This window comes from Haloferax sp. S1W (genome assembly GCF_044593955.1).
Taxonomy (GTDB): domain Archaea; phylum Halobacteriota; class Halobacteria; order Halobacteriales; family Haloferacaceae; genus Haloferax.
The window spans coordinates 82,478-99,444 of record NZ_CP172596.1; the positions used below are offsets into that span (position 1 = coordinate 82,478).

At 54.6% G+C, this 16,967-nt stretch carries 14 protein-coding genes and 2 pseudogenes; 10 read left to right on the top strand and 6 right to left on the bottom strand.

The annotated features are described in order from the left end of the window. Positions 1 to 756 precede the first annotated feature (756 nt). Together ACH9L7_RS16575 and ACH9L7_RS16580 are read right to left on the bottom strand one after the other, a co-directional pair. Entirely contained in the window at positions 757 to 1,110 is a 354-nt protein-coding gene (locus ACH9L7_RS16575) for a ribonucleotide reductase N-terminal alpha domain-containing protein (protein ID WP_396613552.1), read from the bottom strand. A 133-nt stretch (positions 1,111 to 1,243) separates the two neighbouring features. Continuing rightward, positions 1,244 to 1,774, bottom strand: a complete 531-nt coding sequence (locus tag ACH9L7_RS16580; RefSeq protein ID WP_396613553.1) for a deoxyribonuclease IV — start codon at positions 1,772 to 1,774, stop codon at positions 1,244 to 1,246. Positions 1,775 to 2,180: 406 nt separating this feature from the next. Between ACH9L7_RS16580 and ACH9L7_RS16585 the strand changes: the two genes are divergently transcribed. The 3 genes from ACH9L7_RS16585 to ACH9L7_RS16595 all read left to right on the top strand — a co-directional run bounded on the left by ACH9L7_RS16585 (position 2,181) and on the right by ACH9L7_RS16595 (position 5,663). Then, a complete protein-coding gene (locus ACH9L7_RS16585) occupies positions 2,181 to 3,302 on the top strand; it encodes a hypothetical protein (protein WP_396613554.1) in 1,122 nt (373 codons plus the stop codon). A 160-nt stretch (positions 3,303 to 3,462) separates the two neighbouring features. Next, positions 3,463 to 3,978 (top strand): hypothetical protein, encoded by a 516-nt coding sequence (locus ACH9L7_RS16590; protein WP_396613555.1) that lies wholly within the window; start codon positions 3,463 to 3,465, stop codon positions 3,976 to 3,978. 83 nt (positions 3,979 to 4,061) lie between these two features. After that, positions 4,062 to 5,663 (top strand): transposase, encoded by a 1,602-nt coding sequence (locus ACH9L7_RS16595; RefSeq protein ID WP_396613641.1) that lies wholly within the window; start codon positions 4,062 to 4,064, stop codon positions 5,661 to 5,663. A gap of 231 nt (positions 5,664 to 5,894) precedes the next feature. On the opposite strand, the pseudogene ACH9L7_RS16600 reads toward ACH9L7_RS16595, so the two are convergent. After that, a pseudogene (locus tag ACH9L7_RS16600) lies at positions 5,895 to 6,161 on the bottom strand (endonuclease IV); the annotation flags it as partial. A gap of 299 nt (positions 6,162 to 6,460) precedes the next feature. Between ACH9L7_RS16600 and ACH9L7_RS16605 the strand changes: the two are divergent. The 3 genes and pseudogenes from ACH9L7_RS16605 to ACH9L7_RS16615 all read left to right on the top strand — a co-directional run bounded on the left by ACH9L7_RS16605 (position 6,461) and on the right by ACH9L7_RS16615 (position 11,071). Beyond that, positions 6,461 to 8,799: pseudogene (locus tag ACH9L7_RS16605) on the top strand (amino acid permease). Between the two features lie 236 nt (positions 8,800 to 9,035). After that, positions 9,036 to 9,671 carry a phosphoribosyltransferase gene (locus ACH9L7_RS16610; protein WP_396613556.1) on the top strand — a complete coding sequence of 212 codons (636 nt, stop codon included), beginning with the start codon at positions 9,036 to 9,038 and terminating at the stop codon, positions 9,669 to 9,671. Between the two features lie 179 nt (positions 9,672 to 9,850). After that, positions 9,851 to 11,071, top strand: coding sequence for a CBS domain-containing protein (locus tag ACH9L7_RS16615; RefSeq protein WP_396613557.1), 1,221 nt, complete (start codon positions 9,851 to 9,853; stop codon positions 11,069 to 11,071). A 135-nt stretch (positions 11,072 to 11,206) separates the two neighbouring features. Here ACH9L7_RS16615 and ACH9L7_RS16620 read toward each other — a convergent pair whose 3' ends face one another. Further along, positions 11,207 to 12,085 carry a universal stress protein gene (locus ACH9L7_RS16620; protein ID WP_396613558.1) on the bottom strand — a complete coding sequence of 293 codons (879 nt, stop codon included), beginning with the start codon at positions 12,083 to 12,085 and terminating at the stop codon, positions 11,207 to 11,209. Between the two features lie 559 nt (positions 12,086 to 12,644). Between ACH9L7_RS16620 and ACH9L7_RS16625 the strand changes: the two genes are divergently transcribed. Beyond that, entirely contained in the window at positions 12,645 to 13,487 is an 843-nt protein-coding gene (locus ACH9L7_RS16625; RefSeq protein ID WP_396613559.1) for a hypothetical protein, read from the top strand. Between the two features lie 77 nt (positions 13,488 to 13,564). Continuing rightward, entirely contained in the window at positions 13,565 to 14,014 is a 450-nt protein-coding gene (locus ACH9L7_RS16630) for a universal stress protein (RefSeq protein WP_396613560.1), read from the top strand. Between the two features lie 7 nt (positions 14,015 to 14,021). On the opposite strand, the gene ACH9L7_RS16635 is transcribed toward ACH9L7_RS16630, so the two are convergent. Both ACH9L7_RS16635 and ACH9L7_RS16640 read right to left on the bottom strand, forming a co-directional pair. Further along, positions 14,022 to 14,468, bottom strand: a complete 447-nt coding sequence (locus ACH9L7_RS16635) for a pyridoxamine 5'-phosphate oxidase family protein (RefSeq protein WP_396613561.1) — start codon at positions 14,466 to 14,468, stop codon at positions 14,022 to 14,024. Positions 14,469 to 14,641: 173 nt separating this feature from the next. Next, positions 14,642 to 15,007 carry a 4a-hydroxytetrahydrobiopterin dehydratase gene (locus ACH9L7_RS16640; protein ID WP_396613562.1) on the bottom strand — a complete coding sequence of 122 codons (366 nt, stop codon included), beginning with the start codon at positions 15,005 to 15,007 and terminating at the stop codon, positions 14,642 to 14,644. A 109-nt stretch (positions 15,008 to 15,116) separates the two neighbouring features. Here ACH9L7_RS16640 and ACH9L7_RS16645 point away from each other — a divergent pair, with 109 nt between their 5' ends. Both ACH9L7_RS16645 and ACH9L7_RS16650 read left to right on the top strand, forming a co-directional pair. Further along, positions 15,117 to 15,392 carry a hypothetical protein gene (locus ACH9L7_RS16645; protein ID WP_396613563.1) on the top strand — a complete coding sequence of 92 codons (276 nt, stop codon included), beginning with the start codon at positions 15,117 to 15,119 and terminating at the stop codon, positions 15,390 to 15,392. Positions 15,393 to 15,519: 127 nt separating this feature from the next. Beyond that, positions 15,520 to 16,704 carry an outer membrane lipoprotein carrier protein LolA gene (locus ACH9L7_RS16650; RefSeq protein ID WP_396613564.1) on the top strand — a complete coding sequence of 395 codons (1,185 nt, stop codon included), beginning with the start codon at positions 15,520 to 15,522 and terminating at the stop codon, positions 16,702 to 16,704. Positions 16,705 to 16,967 lie beyond the last annotated feature (263 nt).

The window sequence follows — 16,967 nt, forward strand, 5'->3', positions numbered from 1 at the left end:
CGGGACGAAGTGAACTTGAACACAAGGTAGTTCACTCAGTGTTCGCTCTGGTCGTCCCGCGTCGAGTGCGCCACCTATGCATTCACGGGCACCCCTGTGTCGTCCGGTCTCGGATGGTCTCGAAGGTGTTCGACGGTGGATTCGTATCCGACCGTATCTCCATCGTGAAGTTCCCCTTGCCAATGGCGAGAATCGGACGAGCGGAGACAAGAACTGTCCAAGGAAACCTGCGCTCGTCAGTCCACTGTTCCCGACCGCGAACAGTGTCCGGATTGGCTTCTGTAGGTGGTAACGCTGCCAGCGTTGTCTTCGACCGAATGCAATTCAATATAGCATTATGTGGTTTATCTGTTTGGAGAGCGAATATCGCCACACATTACTAAATTCAGTTGTCTCTGCCAGACAACCGAATGAGTAAAGCACTCAAACATATGTCGTATTGGTGTACTCGGTGAAAACCGCACCTCTCAGCAAGGAATCAAACCGGAGCGAACGATGTTCATTCGGCGTATCACAAGCCGGGGCGTGAGCATTGAGAACCCTGTGCTTCCAACGTTTTTCATCTCACCCGGCCTGTGGCCGGTAACCGCGTTGACTGTGACGTCGCGGACATCATTCCTCCCTTACTCTCGGTTCGCCACACAGATTGATAAACTTGTTATCATTTCCCAGTCTTTGCCGAGAGTATGAAAGGGAACAGTAGGTGGTTGTCTGTCGTCGCAGGTACCGATGGCGATTGTGTATGTTAGTTATCAGTTACACAGGTATGTCTGTAATACCTGTACTACCACTGAATTGATGGTTTCTCAGACGCCGGATTCGAATTCGACGATACTGAATTGCTTCGACCGCAGCCCATCCACGCGGTTCTGGACCGTCGCTTCGTCGCGCTGCTCTTGGCGAGGTCCGACAGAGGACGAAGCAGGCAGCAAGCTGCTGGATTTCGGTTCCAGCGTTCATCAGCGTTGGCGAATTTGAGAGAAAATCGAGATTGCTGATCGCCTTGTAAAATCGCTCTTCGGTCGTGTCGACATCACCACCGAATTGCGCCTCGGCCATCGCGAGATTTGCAGCGATACGATGAAACATTTCAGATGGCGTTTCAACCACGGTTCCCTCCTCGTTCTATTGGAGATACCGCCGATGCAGGACGGTCTCAGCAACATTGTCGAGTGGTCTCAACCCCTACACTCCGGGAGTTCACAGAATCACTGCCAGAAACACGTTCGCAAATGGGTTCCCGTCAGTCGCCGGTTCGGAGTTCCGTCACTTTCTCTATATTCCACGCGTACCCCCTCTCGTCTTCGGGCGTCTCAAGGACCATTGGCTTCTCGCGAAGCGCGTCATGGTTGACGAACTGGCGAAAGCCTGCCTCGCCGATTTCTCCATCCCCGATGTGCTCGTGCTCGTCTTTCTCGGAGCCGAGAGGATGCTTCGAGTCGTTGAGATGGAGATACTGGACGTTTTCGATGCCGACGGTCGAATCGACCTTGTCGACCAGGTCGTCCATCGCTGCTTCGTCGGTAAAGTCGTAACCCGCTGCGAAGAGGTGGCACGTATCGAGGCAGATACCGAGGTCACCGTATTCGTAGGCTGATGTCTCCACCATGTCATCGAGGTCTTCGAGTCGCTTGCCGACGGTGGTACCCTTTCCGGCCGTGTTCTCCAGCAGGAGCGTTACGTCGCTCGGGATGTCGACATTGGACAACCGCTCACCGACATTCTCGATGCCAGTCTCCTCGCCGGAGCCAGTATGCGCTCCGGGGTGGAACACGTAGTACCACAGTTTCGGAGTTTGGGTTTTGTTGCGTGTCTTATTTTCACATTGGTTTGGTCTGATTAGGCTCTCATCTCGCGATTTTTCGAATTCACCACAATGAGAAAGCTCGGAAAATTTCCTGAGTGACGTAAAATCGGAATCGGTAGACTGCTCCTATTTCAGTTTCGGTATGCTTGAACAGAAGGCACAACTTAATTTCAACAACAAATTTGCGGAATTGGGTGCAGTAACTTGAAATCAGTTGATTAGTGACTTTCGTCATGTGATTTTAACATTGATTAGATTTATAACCATAATAATCAATAAGTCATTTGTAATGACAAATTACAATTTGTTCGGCCGACGTCGGTTTGTCAAAACTCTAGCAAACTTAGGTGTCACCGCTACAGCTCTTCAGTACATGAGCAAAGAATCACTTGCTCAGTTAACTGACGATCCAAAAAACGAGGTCCCACGGCTGAAATATATCAAACATACCAACCACGAAGAAGTTGTTGAAGCCGCTAAACAAGGCCAGAGTATCAAATTGGAGCGAGAGGGAGTTTACCACACTATCCCTCGTGAAGATTGGGCAGAAATTGAGGGGGCCAAGAAGGCATATAAGCGTGTGAACGAGAGCGTCAGGAAAAGCTTTCAGTCAGATAATGTGAATGTAAGGATTGGTAATAATAAAAAGGAAAATAAGAGGGATTTTAAAATAATTGTTGAATTCAGATATTATGAGGATGGGGAGAAAGAGAATATTGCAGATGATGTGTTGAATTCACTTCGAGAATCACTGCCATCATCAACCAGCGAAAGTATCTCATATGGCAAAAATTCTGTTGAAGTAGAAAACATCCCAATCAAATTTGAAAAAACGAGATTGGTCCAAACGGACTACTATACTAAGAAGTATGATGACGTACCAGCTGGTGCGGCCGGAACCTTCATTCTCGGGACTGAAAATCAGTGTACGTACTGTACTCCTTGTTTCGTCTACAAACCAACTGAAACTACTTGGGGATGGTTAACTGCTGGTCACTGTGTCAATGCCAACGAAGATGAAAGGGCGTACCAACCTAGTAATGCTAACAATGGAGCAGTAGGGGAGAGCTACAAAGCAAGACACGTATCTGGATATGATGTCGCAGTCATTGAAAATGATGGAAGGAATACAAAGTGGGACGTTGCTAGTAATAGCACCTTCAACGATTATATGGGGTGGCCAATAAAAGGCCATACCCCAATTGATCGCATAGAAGAACTTTGTCAAAATTCGACTACTGTGTATCAACAAGGTAGAACTTCAGGACGTACAACTGCTAGAGTTGATAACTTTGATGACTATGAAGTAGAGATTCACAGGTACGACTCACAAACAGATAAAGGAGATTCTGGTGGTTGCTACTTTGAGAAGGACAGCAATGATGATGTTTATATCATTGGCGTCCACGCTGATGCAGTTGGTAGTAACCCATCTTGGGATGCCCGAGGGACACATATTCCAAGAATTGAACAAGACGACCCGGTCGAAGTGTGAAAGTAAGTCAAATACTAATCCGATAAAATAGTCTCTACAATACTTTGCGAGTACATTTTATAAACGGATATTGAGGATTATGATTTATACTAAGGACACAAAGTAAGTTGAGATGGGCGTCTGCCAACACATCTAATTGACAGTGGGTCAACTGGTAACTATGAACCGGCGTAAATTTCTTTCAGCAATAGTATTATTGACTCTCTCTGGCTGTACTTCTGAGTCGAATAGAGACTGTCCGAACTTGAGCAATCGTTTAACTACGTATTGCAACGAGCCTAGTTCAACAAGGCCATATATTCACAGTAAATCAGAAAATTACTCACTTACTGATTCACCATCATTTACAATCATAAATAATAGTTTTGAGCCAATTAGGTTTGGACCGGAATTTCCAGGACGTGGATTAGCAAAGCGAACAGAGGGTGGTTGGAAGTTAATAGAAGATTCTTTCACTGGAAGTTCAGCTCAGAAATTAGAACGTGGCGAGTCTTGGTCTTGGAAAGTAGATATTGGATATTCTGGAGACTTTGAGAATACAATCATTCCTATTAATAAAAATGAGATCTCTCCTGGTAAATATGCATTCTATGTACAGATAAATAGTGGTCTACTTGGAAGGAGAATAATTGCTAAGATATTTGAATTTAATAATACAACACCGACTCTAAAATGACCACAATTTAAATAGATTACAACAATCAAAGGAGATTGCAACAATTAAAGTACCATTTCTGTAGTTCTCATCACATAGAGAACATGAATGCCCGTGCCGCTCGAATGACTGATGCCTTTCTTGTCGGTCTTGACCTTCGAGAATCTCTCCAGTTCAACAATTCACTATTCGAAGCGTTCGAAGAACTTGAAGTCCGTACCGATAATTTGGAAGACAACTATCCTGAGTGGCATCCAGTATCGTACTCATTTCAGGGAATACTCAAACTCTTCTTCTACCGCGAAGTTACCGGGGACAGCTATCGAGAACTCTCCAACCACCACGAACTCGCCTCAGCGGTTGGTCTCGACCGTATTCCCGATGTGTCGGTCTTGTCGAGAACGTGGCGTAATCGCTTCGACGACGCCATTCGTGAGTTTGTCAAACGAGGGGCACACCTTCTCGTCAAAAACATCCACGACTTTGGCCCGTCTGTTGCCGAAGTACGTCCTAAGCACGAAGTCCTTGATTCCGAAGAACGTGGCTCAAAGAAGTCTGGAAGTGGAGAAGAGCAGGGAGTCCCGTTCGACGATAAAGAGATTTTCCGCACGACTCGCCTTGCTCGTGAGCATTGCTTCAATCCGTTCGACTCTGGTAGGGCAGAGAACTCGTCGTATGATGACTCTCGGTTTTTCGAGTTACAGACGTTCATGGGAATGGTCGGCTGTGGAACCGCACAAGGCGCAGCACGCTTTCAGTACCGACGCGGGAAAGAGTTCGGCCCTCACGGTGATACCCATCTCCGGGCAGTCAAGCAATTCGATGGTGAATCACTTCTCGATGGGTTCAACATCGCTACTGACCAGCTACTCTCAGTAATTGAGTCCGAAGTCTCGTTTCGGCGGCCAGTGACTGTCGCACTCGATATTACAACTGTTCCCTACTTCGGTGATGTTGAAGGAATGTCGATGGTAAGCGGGACGAAAGACGGAGACGAGCGTGCATTCAAATTCGCTACCCTCTCGATTGTCGGTCAGAACGTCCCGCTGGTCTTAGCTGTCGAACCGATTCGTGAAAGTTCGGGGTGGGACAGCAATCCGCCGAATCGAATCCACCGTGTTGTCCGGCGGTTAGTCCGTCAAGCGAAAGAACACGTGCCTATCGAGATGGTACTCTGTGACCGTGAGTTCGACTCGATGAGAGTGTTTCAGACACTCTCGGACCTTGGCGTGAACTACCTGATTCCTAAACGGATCACTAGCTCAGAGCGGAAAGCGATTGAGCAGATGGAGCGGGACGGCCAAGAAGTCGCTGTTGAGTCAGCGTCTGTCCACGTCGAGCAAGGTTCGCACGCGATGCAGTTTCTGTACGTCCCTTCGACGAAGACTGATGGGACGACCGTCTTTGCGACGAATGTTCATGTTCAGCCGGAAGGGGCTGAAGCGTTCTGTCGGCGCTACAGTAGCCGCTGGCAGATTGAAAACGAATACAAGAGCATCAAACACGATTTCTTAGCGAAGACTTCCTCGAAGGACTACCGCGTTCGGCTGTTCTACTTCGTGTTCGCCGTGCTTCTCTATAACATCTGGCGGCTCACTGACTTTCTGTTGAAAGCTGGTGCTGACGGGGAGATGGACTACGCGCCTGTGATAACCGCTGGCGAATGTGTTGAGTTGATTTCTTCGGCGCTGCTTCCGCCGGACTAAGTGAACGAACACTCCGGCTTGCCCCTCGTGAGCGGTGGCGCTATCTCTATACGGAATATTTGGATTGGTTTCTGACAATTGCGGAGAATTAGCCGATTTGAATAACTTTTCTAGCCCACTTTCCCCGTAATATAGACTAACCCAGTGGCAAATCAACGCTAAAATAACCCATCCTCCGAGGTTGTGGTAGTACGGAACGTCCAGCTTTGCCGCGGCATCGAGTTCGTCCTGAACGCAGTTGAGGGACTTGCTCGCAAGGTCGTCCTTCGGTGTTGCGAGGTTGATAAGGTACGTGCCGTGGACAATCCAGGGACCGACGTCCTGCTCGTCAGCAGCGTCCCGAAACGCCGCGGCCTCCGTCTCGTCGACCTCACTGACCGCCCATCCGCGTGGAGACCCAACGAAAATCTGCCCGCAGTTCCCGCCCAGTTCGGACTCATGCGTGACGGCTGCCTCGAAGCCATCTGAGATCGAGACGTGAGCACCGATTCTGAACATACTCAGACAACACGACGCGTGCGATAAATATCCGTGGGAACGTCTCACAGCGGAGAGTGAGAGACGGAGAGGCGTCTGGCAGTCATTATCATACAGGTCTAATTGGTCTTTCTGCTCGAATACCTCTATCTGGAGCGGAGTCCGTTCGATTCCGATGCCGAAAGCGACGTATAACCGTTCCCAGGGAGGGTGTCACGATAACGGATGACTGTCTCCGTGTGAAGTGCGTGGGCGGGGTGGCTCGCAGTGGTACTCCCCCTGCCGATTTATTAACTTAACAAACAAACAGAATGGCTGTTATGGTTGAGCACACGCGGACGCTCGATTTCAAAATCGCGTTCGCGATCGGATTGGGGACGATGATCGCGGCCGGAATCTTTTCGCTCTCCGGAACGGCTGTCTTCCGAATCGGGTCGAGTGCCGTCGTCGCGTTCATCCTCGCAGCACTCGTTGCTGGAATCACTGCCGCAGCCTACTCTGAATTCGCCTCGATATACTCCGAAAACGGCGGCGGGTATCTCTTTTGCTCGCGTACCTTCGAGGAGCTAGACCGCGTCAAATATGGCGTCGGAATGTCGCTTTTTCTCGGATATACTGGTACAACGGCGTTCTACCTCGCAACGATGGACGAGTGGTTCTTCCGATTCATCCTTCCAGAGTCACTCCAAGTCTTGCCCCACGGAAGCGTTGGAATTCTGGCCGCACTCACACTTGGATTGCTTAACGCTCGTGGGACCGAGGAATCCGGAATATTCCAGCTCATCGTCACGAGCGCGAAGGTGGGCGTTTTGTTTGTCTTCATCGCCGGAGCGATTGCGTTCGCCGGACCGGCGGAGGCGACCACATCGTTCGTGACGAACATCCAGGTCGAACCTGTGGGTATCGTCTCGGTCGCTGCCTTAGCGTTCATCACTTTCTTCGGCTTCTCGGCTATCGCCGCGAGCGCGGGTGAGATCATCGAGCCTCGAAAGACTGTCCCCCGAGCCATCGCTGCGAGTATGATCACCGTCACAGTGTTGTACGCGTTCGTCATCATCGCGATGGTGAACGCTCCGGTACCCCGCGAAGTGCTCGCACAGGGTGAGACGGCGATGGGGACTGTGGCGGCGTCCTTCCTCGGACCGTGGGGACAGTTGCTCATCGTCGCCGGTGCCGTCTTCTCGATGGTGAGCGCCTCGAACGCGTCGATCCTCGCCGCAAGCGGCATCGGATCGCTCATGGGCCAACAGGGACATGCCCCACGGCGGTTTGCCCGTATTCACCGCGACTATCATACGCCGTTCTGGAGCGTCACGACGGCAACGGCGACAATCAGCCTGCTAACTTTGCCTTCATCACGCTCTTCTCGGAGCACGGACTGCTCGGCGTCCACCTCCTCGGACTCGAACCGCTCACCGGGTTCGCCACGTTCAATCTCCTCGTCCCCCTCGCCGTGGTGGATATCGCGCTGATTTACTCCCGACGGAACCATCCAGACATCGAACGTGGGTTCTCGATGCCGCTCGTTCCTGCCCTTCCCGTGGTCGGAGTTCTGGCTAATCTCGCGCTTATCTTGAACCTTCCACCCGTTGGGGTTGTCGTTGGTGCCGTATTCACCGTTGGACTTCTGGTCGCGTATTTCATCTGGGGCGGCGCCCCCCACATCGAAGAGCTTATTGAGAAGGTTGTCGCCCCTGACACTTCTACCGGCGCGATTAGCGGTGCTCCAACTGGTGGTGGCGCGGAAGACGCGGAGACAGAGCGATTCCGCATGCTCATCGCGGTCGCACGCCCAGAGCGGGCGGTCTCCTACGTCCATCTCGCGGAGATGCTGAGTCGAGGACGAGACGACGAGCCACTGGTACAGGTCCTCAACGTCACTCACATCCCCGACCAGACACCCAACGAGATCGTCCGCGGGACAGCCCAAGAACGAGCTGCGCGCATCAAAGAGCGACTCTCCGATGCCGATGTGGACGTGGAGTACACTGTCGAAGGGCATATCTGTCGAGACATTGCGTTCGACATCCTCCAGACGGCCCGGGACGACCAGGCAGATCAGATTCTGATGGGCTACCCGGAGGAGCGCCCGACAATCACAGAAACCATCGAATACAACGCCCCGTGTGGGGTCTTCTTCACGAGCAATGTGGACGTCGTCGACGACCTTTCAACCATAAACGTCGGTGCGGGCGGCGGTCCGCACCATCTCGCCCTGTTGCCAATCGTGAATCGGCTGGGCGGTCAGGGTGCAGAGGTACATATCATAAACGTCGACCCGCAAATGGGTGGGACGGCCGAGCCCGTCGACGAGACCGTCTCGGCACTCCATGGGGTGGAGTCGCTTCAGGTACACAACGTGACTGCCAACACAGTCGCCGAAGGGCTGGTCTCGACGACTGTAGGAAATGGCGGACTGCTGTTTATGGGAGCGACCCGTGACCGTCGGCTCCGGCGCTGGGTGTTCGGCAGTACACCAGATCGGACGATCGAGTTGGCTCGTTCCACGGATATCCCGGTGTTAATCCACGCGAGCACGAGTAGCGTCTCCGGTCGAATCGAGGAGTACCTCTTCCCTATCTATCGATATCTGCAACGCCACCTTGGGGAGCGACGTGCGTTCCGACACAGTATCGAGACACCCAGTGAAGCTGAATAGTGAACACCCCAAGGAGGGCAGTATCCGAGGTGCCCCGAAACTAGTTGTTTCCGATATCTATACACGTCTAATCACGAGGGCTCATCAGAGGATTCGACTGGCAAACGAACCGTCAACACCGGAGCATCGGAGAGTCGGACGACTTTCTCGGTGACGCTGTCGAGGAGCTATCATTCCAGCCTCGTGGGAATGCACCATGCTACATCAGACTGTAGTACGTATCCCTAGCTAGGGCAATGGGAGAGTCAAGCCAGTTCGCGGACAGGGGTGAGGCCGGAGACCTGCTCGCAGCAGAACTCCGTGAGCGCGAGATAGACGCCGACATCGTCCTCTCGATTCCTCGGGGAGGCCTGCCGCTCGGACAAGCGGTCGCGGACGCACTCGACGCACCACACGACATCGTCGTCGCAAAGAAGATCGGGGCCCCCGGTAATCCGGAGTACGCAATCGGTGCCGTCGCAAGCGACGGGAGCGTGTGGCGAAACGAGGAGGGCATCCGGAGTACCGGCGGAGACGAAGAGTACTTCGAACGACGCAGAAAAGAGGAAGCAGAGAAGGCACGCAAGAAGGCCGAGCGCTACCGCGGTGACCGACCAGCCCCCGATGTCGCCGACAAAACGGTCGTCATCGTCGACGACGGGGTGGCGACGGGGTCGACCATGCTCACGTGTATCCAGCAGGTCCGGAACGCTAACGCCGAGCGAATCATTGTCGCGGTACCGGTCGGCCCACCCGATACGATAACCCAACTACGAGAGATAGCCGACGACGTGGTGTGTCTCCGGACGCCACGCAGTTTCATGGGAGTCGGCCAGTTCTACCAGCGGTTCGGACAGGTGTCCGACAAAGAGGCGATGACCTACTTGGACTGACAGTCGTAGCCATCACCCGACGCGGCGTCTCGGTTGCGCCGACCACGGGATATCGTTTCACGTTCCCAGTCCGGAGAAGTGACAGCTAAACACTTGTCGTTACGCAGTCAATCATTATGTATCGGCGTCCAGACCCAGCCGAATCGTATCCAACTAACAGAGAGCCCCACCCAATCACGATGAACATCACCGATATCGTCTCAAAAGACTACGTCGAAGTCACACCCGACACGAAAGTCTCCAAACTCGCCGGCGCGTTCGAGGACCACACCGTCAAGGGGGTCGTCGTCCATGATGACAAGTTCCAAGGAGTCATCACGCGGCGGCAACTTGCGACGTCACACCACCAGCCCGACGAGAAAGTCGGATCACTCGTCTGGCACGTCCCTCGTCTGACACCCGACGAGGACATCCGAAAGGTCGCACAACTTATGCTCGATAGCGACTCGAAGCTCTTGCCGGTTTTCGATGGTCGCGAGGTGGTCGGCGTCGTTACGGAAGACGACGTACTCGAGGCGGTCCAGCCATTCCTCGATGCGGCCACTGTCGAAGACGTCTACACCCGCAACCTCGTCTCGGTGGAACCGACCACCACCATCGGCGAAGCGCTCCACCGCTTCCGGGACAACCAAATCACCCACCTCCCCGTCGTCGACGACGCCGCAGTAGTCGGTATCCTCAGCCTCTACGACGTGGTTGGCCTCACGGTCAGATCGGAACGTCAGAGCAAGGGTGGCGACGCGAGCGGGACGGACTCGTTCGGCGGGTCGCTGGCGAGTAGCGCTGGTCGCGCGCGTAGAGGCGGCTTCGGCGCCCGCGAAGGAGAACTCACCCGGGTTCTCGACCTGCCGGTTCGGGACGTGATGACCTCACCAGTCCGGACTATCGACCCGTTGGCGACACTCGACACTGCCGTCACTGAGATGTTCGCCATCGAAGGGTCCTCGCTCGTCGTGGAAGTCGACGGGGAACCGTCCGGTATCCTGACGAAGACCGACGTGCTCGACTCGTTGACGTGGGAGGTGGGCGGCAACCGGGCGGTCCAACTCTACGGGTCCGACCTACTGGACGACATCTCGTACGACGAAATCGTGACGATAATCGACGGCCTCGACGACAAGGACCACGGCATGAACGTGCTGGATGCCAAAATTCACCTCCACGAACACGACGAGAAGCTGCGTGGAACGCCGCTTTTGTTCGCGCGTATTCGCCTGCACACTGACCGTGGTCTGTACATTGGTTCCGGTGAGGGCTACGGCGCGAGTCACGCGATCAATCAGGCTCGGGAGGTCGTTGCGCGACAGATTCGCGACGAGAAGACCCGCGGGAGGACGAAGAAGCCTCGCGACGAGACGTACTGGGAAAAGCGGTTCGGATGGATGCTCGAAGGAGAGTGACGAGATGCGGTGAGGTTGTGACTCCAGCCTGCGAAACGGCTCCGTCACCTGCGCTCGCCGACGGGAAAGACGTACAGCGGTCGTTGTTCGGCGGGGACCGACTCGCAGGTCTGACAAAGGCCCTGAACACCCACCTCAATTAGTTGTCAACACCGGGACATCTGTTCGACCGACGATACGGGCGGTCGTACTGCCGAGTAGATGGTCGGTTCCAGCGCTCCGGCCGCGAGTTCCCAACGTGACCAGGTCGGCACCGACTCCCTCAGCGTACGCGAGAATTTCTGTCTCGGGAACGCCACGGAGGATGTTAGTCGTCACAGGGAGGTTCCGCTCGCGGGCCACCGTGGCGACGCCTTCGACGGCTTTCCGACCGCCTTCCTCCAGAAGGCCGACGATACTTCGAGGCGCGTCTTCCAGCCCGTAGATGGAGGTGTCGACGACATACAGGACGTGAACATCGGCACCGTACCGTTCGGCGATGGTCAATCCGTGTTCGGCGGCGCGTTCCGCCGCGTCGCTGCCGTCGGTTGGGACGACAACGTGGTCGTACATGGTGTAACCCTCCTCGGGTATCGGTACGTCCTCAGCGAGTCGCACTGCAAGTACCGGCACGTCGGCGAAGGTAATCACACGCTCAGTCGTACTTCCCAACCGACGGCGTTTTTGTTCCGATTGTCCGTGCGTGCCCATCACCACGAGGTCGATGGCGTTCTCATCGACGTACTCCAGAATCATTCGGTGGGGGGTTCCTCTCCAAACGGTCCGGACAGTGTCAAGCCCCCTATCAGACGCCCGCTGCTGGAGTTCCTGGGTCGCCTCTCGCCCTCGCTTCTCCGAATACTGCCGGAGTTCGTCTCGGTCACGAGCGGCCAATCCAGGTGGGTCGGCGCTGGTGTCCACGACGGACAGGACGTGGACGGTCGCGTCACTGATTCGTGCGAGGTCGAGTGCCCGAACGACCGCCCCCTCGGTACCGGTGCTTCCATCGATGGGAACGAGTATCTCGTCGTACATGTTAGTCTAAGATACAACTCCGAGGACCAAATAGCCACTCCGTGCTGCGAGGCGACGACCGCTGGGAGTCATCTGAAGCCACCGACAGACACTTTGGTAGTGGCGTTGGCTCCGATGTCTATTGCATTGAACAACCAAGACAACTCGCCAGTAATCGTGACAGTGGTCTCTCAACCACAACCCGATTCGGGAGTTCCTCAGACGGGTTGTGATAGACATCAGCCACCCTACATCATCATTACCAAACAGCTCGATGCGGCTTTCTTGAGAACACTGCAGCCCGATTAACTACTGAGGGTACCACGAGAGTCGACTTCCCAGACAGAACTGACCTTCTCTGGGAAAGAGGCACTGTAGCGTCCCAGAATCGACTATTCTCGGATATAAGTAACACCAGTCGGGAATTACAAAGAATTTCGCTAACGCACCCTGAGAAATGTCTATAGTATCTGTCAAAAATAGCGTAGTGAGGAGAGAGAATTGTACAGAAGGGTGAGTAATGCAAACAGCTGTGTGATACTCCACGAAGCACTTGCCGATGGGAGTCTGACTAGGTACCATGAGACGTCGATGGTTCCTGGCTGCCATCGGTGGCGGCACGCTCTCACTCGCTGGCTGTACGACTGGATCCGGCCCGGGAGAAGCTGGCGATGGAACACCCACCGTGACCGACACCGACTCGGTCCCACCAGGGGATGGAACAGCCGAGTCGCCCGCCGTTCCAGCGACCTGTCCGACGTCACAGGGACTCGACGTCGAATGGCCTGAAGAACTCGACGCTGTCACCGTCAAGTCATTCGTCGAGGCGTACGAACACGTGTATTACCGGGAGATTGTCGTCGAGTACGAACCCGAGTCGCAACTCGACTCCTACGAGCTGAGCGGGACTATAACTACGCTGACGGCAGTCGGCGACGGCTGGGAACTCTCGTACTCCGGCAGTGGTGGTATCTACAGGCCGACGCTCTGGTTGGGTGCCAGAACGGCAACCCCGCCCGACGGCGCAGACGTGGTGTCGGTGAGCGAGGTTGACGACGAGCTGTTGGCCAGACTGCTCACGGACGCCGCCGAAACTGGAACAGCCCAACATCACATCGACCCGCCCGGTGAGAAAGTCGACCAGTACGTCGACCTGCTGGCGTCGCTCTCGAACGACTTCGAGCCGCTCTCAGGCCCGGGTGACAGCGACGCTCTGTACGTCTCTGTCGACGGTACAGCGGTCGAACTCACAGCGGAGGCGGACACGTTCACGGGGACTACTGGTGGGACGCGTGGTACTACGTCGACGAACAGGTCGTCCGGCGCACGAGCGACGAGGACACCGCCCCACGGGATGGAGACGTGCTCGAATGTCGGCTGTCCGACTGACTCTGGTCAGATACCACCTAGTGTTGCTTGTTAAGGGCCCACACAACAAATCTTGAGGTAGGTGGTCCCGTGTACGAGACAGTTCTGCTTCCCACTGACGGGAGTCCGGGTATGATAAAGGCGATCGAACACGCCATGTACATCGCACAGGTCAGTGAGGCGAGCGTTCACGCACTCTACGTCGTCGATGTCCGCGCGTTCGTCATGCTACCCGATGAGACGCAGTCACGTGTCATCCAGCTACTCAAAGCAGAGGGCCAAGACGCAGTTGAGACAATTCAACGTGCTGGTGAGCGCGCGGGTGTGTCAGTCGAGGACGCAGTTCTTCAGGGAGTCCCTCACGATATTATCCTCAACTACGTGACCAACTACGACATCGACTTGATCGTGATGGGGACCCATGGTCGAACTGGCGAGGAAAAGCGCATCCTCGGAAGCGTTGCCGAGGAAGTGGTTCGACACGCCAAAGTTCCGGTGACGACCGTTCGGATGACCGCGACAGAGCTCGAACGAGTCGATGACGACACGCCGCCAGAAGAACAAATCCGGTACATCCGATAGCAGGGGGCTAGCTGACAGGGTCTGTCCCGTGTTCATCGACTGGTACTTCCTTGCGTCCGGAAAGGTCGTCGACGACGAGCCGATACATCCGAAAGTCGAGTTCATCAAGCGGTTGGTCGAAGATGGTCACAAGGGGAATCTCGGATTCTTTGAGTGTGTGAATCAGGTCGCTGTCGATGGCATCCTCAGTTATCTCTTCGAGTCGACCGCGGGCGACGACACTCTTCCACCCGTCCGCTGTTTGCCCGTAGACGACGAACGAAACGCGACTCATTACCTCGGTAAACCGCTTTTTCTCGCTGTCAGGGCCGAATCCGAGTCGAACAAAGAACTGTGTATTCTTCCTGTCGAACCCGTACGAGATGGGAATCGAGTACGACTCATTACGACGCGCGAACGAGAGGACGCCCGTCCCCGCTCGACCGAGAAAATCGTCAATCTCTGCGTCGGCCATAGATACCGAGCGATGTGACGCCATGTGGGAACGATACGTGTCGTATCATGAAGAAGATGGGCGGATGATAGAAGCTCGCCCCACCACCCCACAGACAGTTCCTGAAATGATTGGCGTTGAAACCCTGTAGATAATCGGGTCCAGGCGTTGTGCTGACTGTAAAGGGACTTCGGTCACTCAGGGAGTTGCCCTGTCACGTATTTGTCGTAGATTCGGTCCATGCGCGCTGCCATCACGAAGTCGGTCTTGCGGAGTCCGTCGATCTTGTGCGTCCACATCTCGACTTTTACCTCACCCCACTGTAGGTGGATATCCGGATGATGCCACACCTCCTCAGCGAGTTCCCCGATTTCGTACGTGAATTCGAGTGCGTCACGGAAATTCTCGAACGGATACGTCCTTTCGAGATGGTGGTCGTCCACTACCTCCCAAACGTCGTCGGAAAGTTCGTCGAGGTACTCAGTGTACTCCGCAGCCGTAAGCGGGTCGGCGTCCGACGTACAGGCCTCGCACTCTTGGTCTGCAAGTGCTGGTGACATATGAGAGAACAGGCACCGACGACTTGTGTATTTGTCTCACAGAAACGCTCTCCGCCAGCACCAACCGTACATCTATTCGGGTGCAGGCCGCAGTTCACTTGACCAGTCCATGGTCTCCGCAAGCGTCCTCACCGAGGCAATCGAGACGTACAACGAGTACCGGAGTCCGATGGCAACAGCAACGCTGGTCGAGTCAGCGGACAGTAGTTTCGTCGTTCGGTTCGAAGGCCCATTTTGTCGAATGTGCTGTGATTTTGATTATTTCGAGGACCTCATATACGAACTAGAGGAATTTAACGTGGACAGTTCGTCGGTAGCCGTCGCCGACATTAGCTACACCGGAAACGAAACCTACGTCGTCGAATTCACGACGTCGGTTTACTGAATACGCGCTCTGCAATCAGCACTACGTTCGAAACCGATCATCTCCCGAAGGGTTCAACAGAGTTACATTTTCCGAGGGCGGGAACGAATGTCACGTCTTTGAAGTAGTGTCTCGCCGTGGAGCCCGTATGGCAGGTCCTCCAAGTACGTACAAGGGGTGGTCCCTTGTTTTACTCGTGGTCATCGTCGTTGGCCTCCTCGCAGCCCTCTGGGTCTCTGGAAGCACGCTGGAGGCTCAGGAGCCAACGGTTGATGCGAACGTGTCCGAACGGTACCGCTCGGTTGAGACACTCTCAGCGACACGAACAGTCACACAGAAACACAACGGGACAGTCACGAGCCGAACGGTTGGAAACATTACGCGAGCCTTGGGAACCAATCAAAAACGAATCCGGTTCCAAGACGCCTCGTCTCGTCGGTACGAACTGCAGGTCTCAAATGAGTCTACGCTCTGGCTCCACGATACAGACAACGAGAGCGTGACTGTGATTGAACTGACGGGGCCACCCCGTGAGAGCACGTTTCCGATGCGACTCGAAGCCCTTGTTGCGGCAGCGGGGCTCACAGACAACGCTGGACGGCCCACACAACCAGATATTGCACCGCTCCCTGCAGTCCCCCGACAATCCGGTGCAGAACCACGCTTAGCCGCACAGGGTGGGTACTCCGTCAAGTATGTTACGACGAGTGAGGTTGACGGTCACGAGGTGTACGTTCTGAATGTCTCTCTGGAGGCGGCTGAAGAGGACATGAAGTACCACCAAAAGTTGTGGCTCGATACTACGCGATTTTACCCCCTCCAGACCCAGACCGTCTGGGTCGACAGCGATGGGCGACACTCAACGACGACCACGTACACGAACGTGACGTTCGAAGCACCAGTCACAAACGAAACGTTCCAACCCGAGATAACCGACTCGACGACAGTCAACACGCCAAAAACGCCCAACACAGAAGTGTACGAGAGTATCTCCGCGCTACGGACAGACAGTTCGACTTCGGTCCCAAGGCCATCGGTTCCATCAGCGTTCGAATTTGCCTATGCAACCCAGACCACCGGTCGGATTCATGGTGTCGGACTGCGGTATGTCGATGAGGAACGCGAACTCACGGTGGCGAAATTCAATTACTCTGTCACAATCGACGAGGACGAGAAACACGTGACGGTTGCTGGTCGTCCAGCGACGCTCGAGTTGGGGCCGACGACCTCAGTGTCGTGGAATTGTAACGACTACGCCTACACTGTTCGTGGAACAGGAGTCTCACGAGACCAACTCGTCGAAGTAGCCCGTTCAGTAGGGTGCCCTGCTTGAAACGCGAATAATTTCTGGGCCAGAAACTCGCCACCATATTATATTCTCTTACCATGTCTCCTCTAAGTTGCGATGGACGACCCCCAACCAACTGCGAACACCACCGCAGTGAAGCCTCTGACAATGTCCATCGTCAATACAACAGCGCCAGCAATAGTCCCCGCTGACGCAGCAGCAAGCCCTCCAACATGCTGCGAGACTGTATTGTCACTACGTGGTGGCTACATCCACACCACAGAGACACCGCGAGGTCCGAAATCATG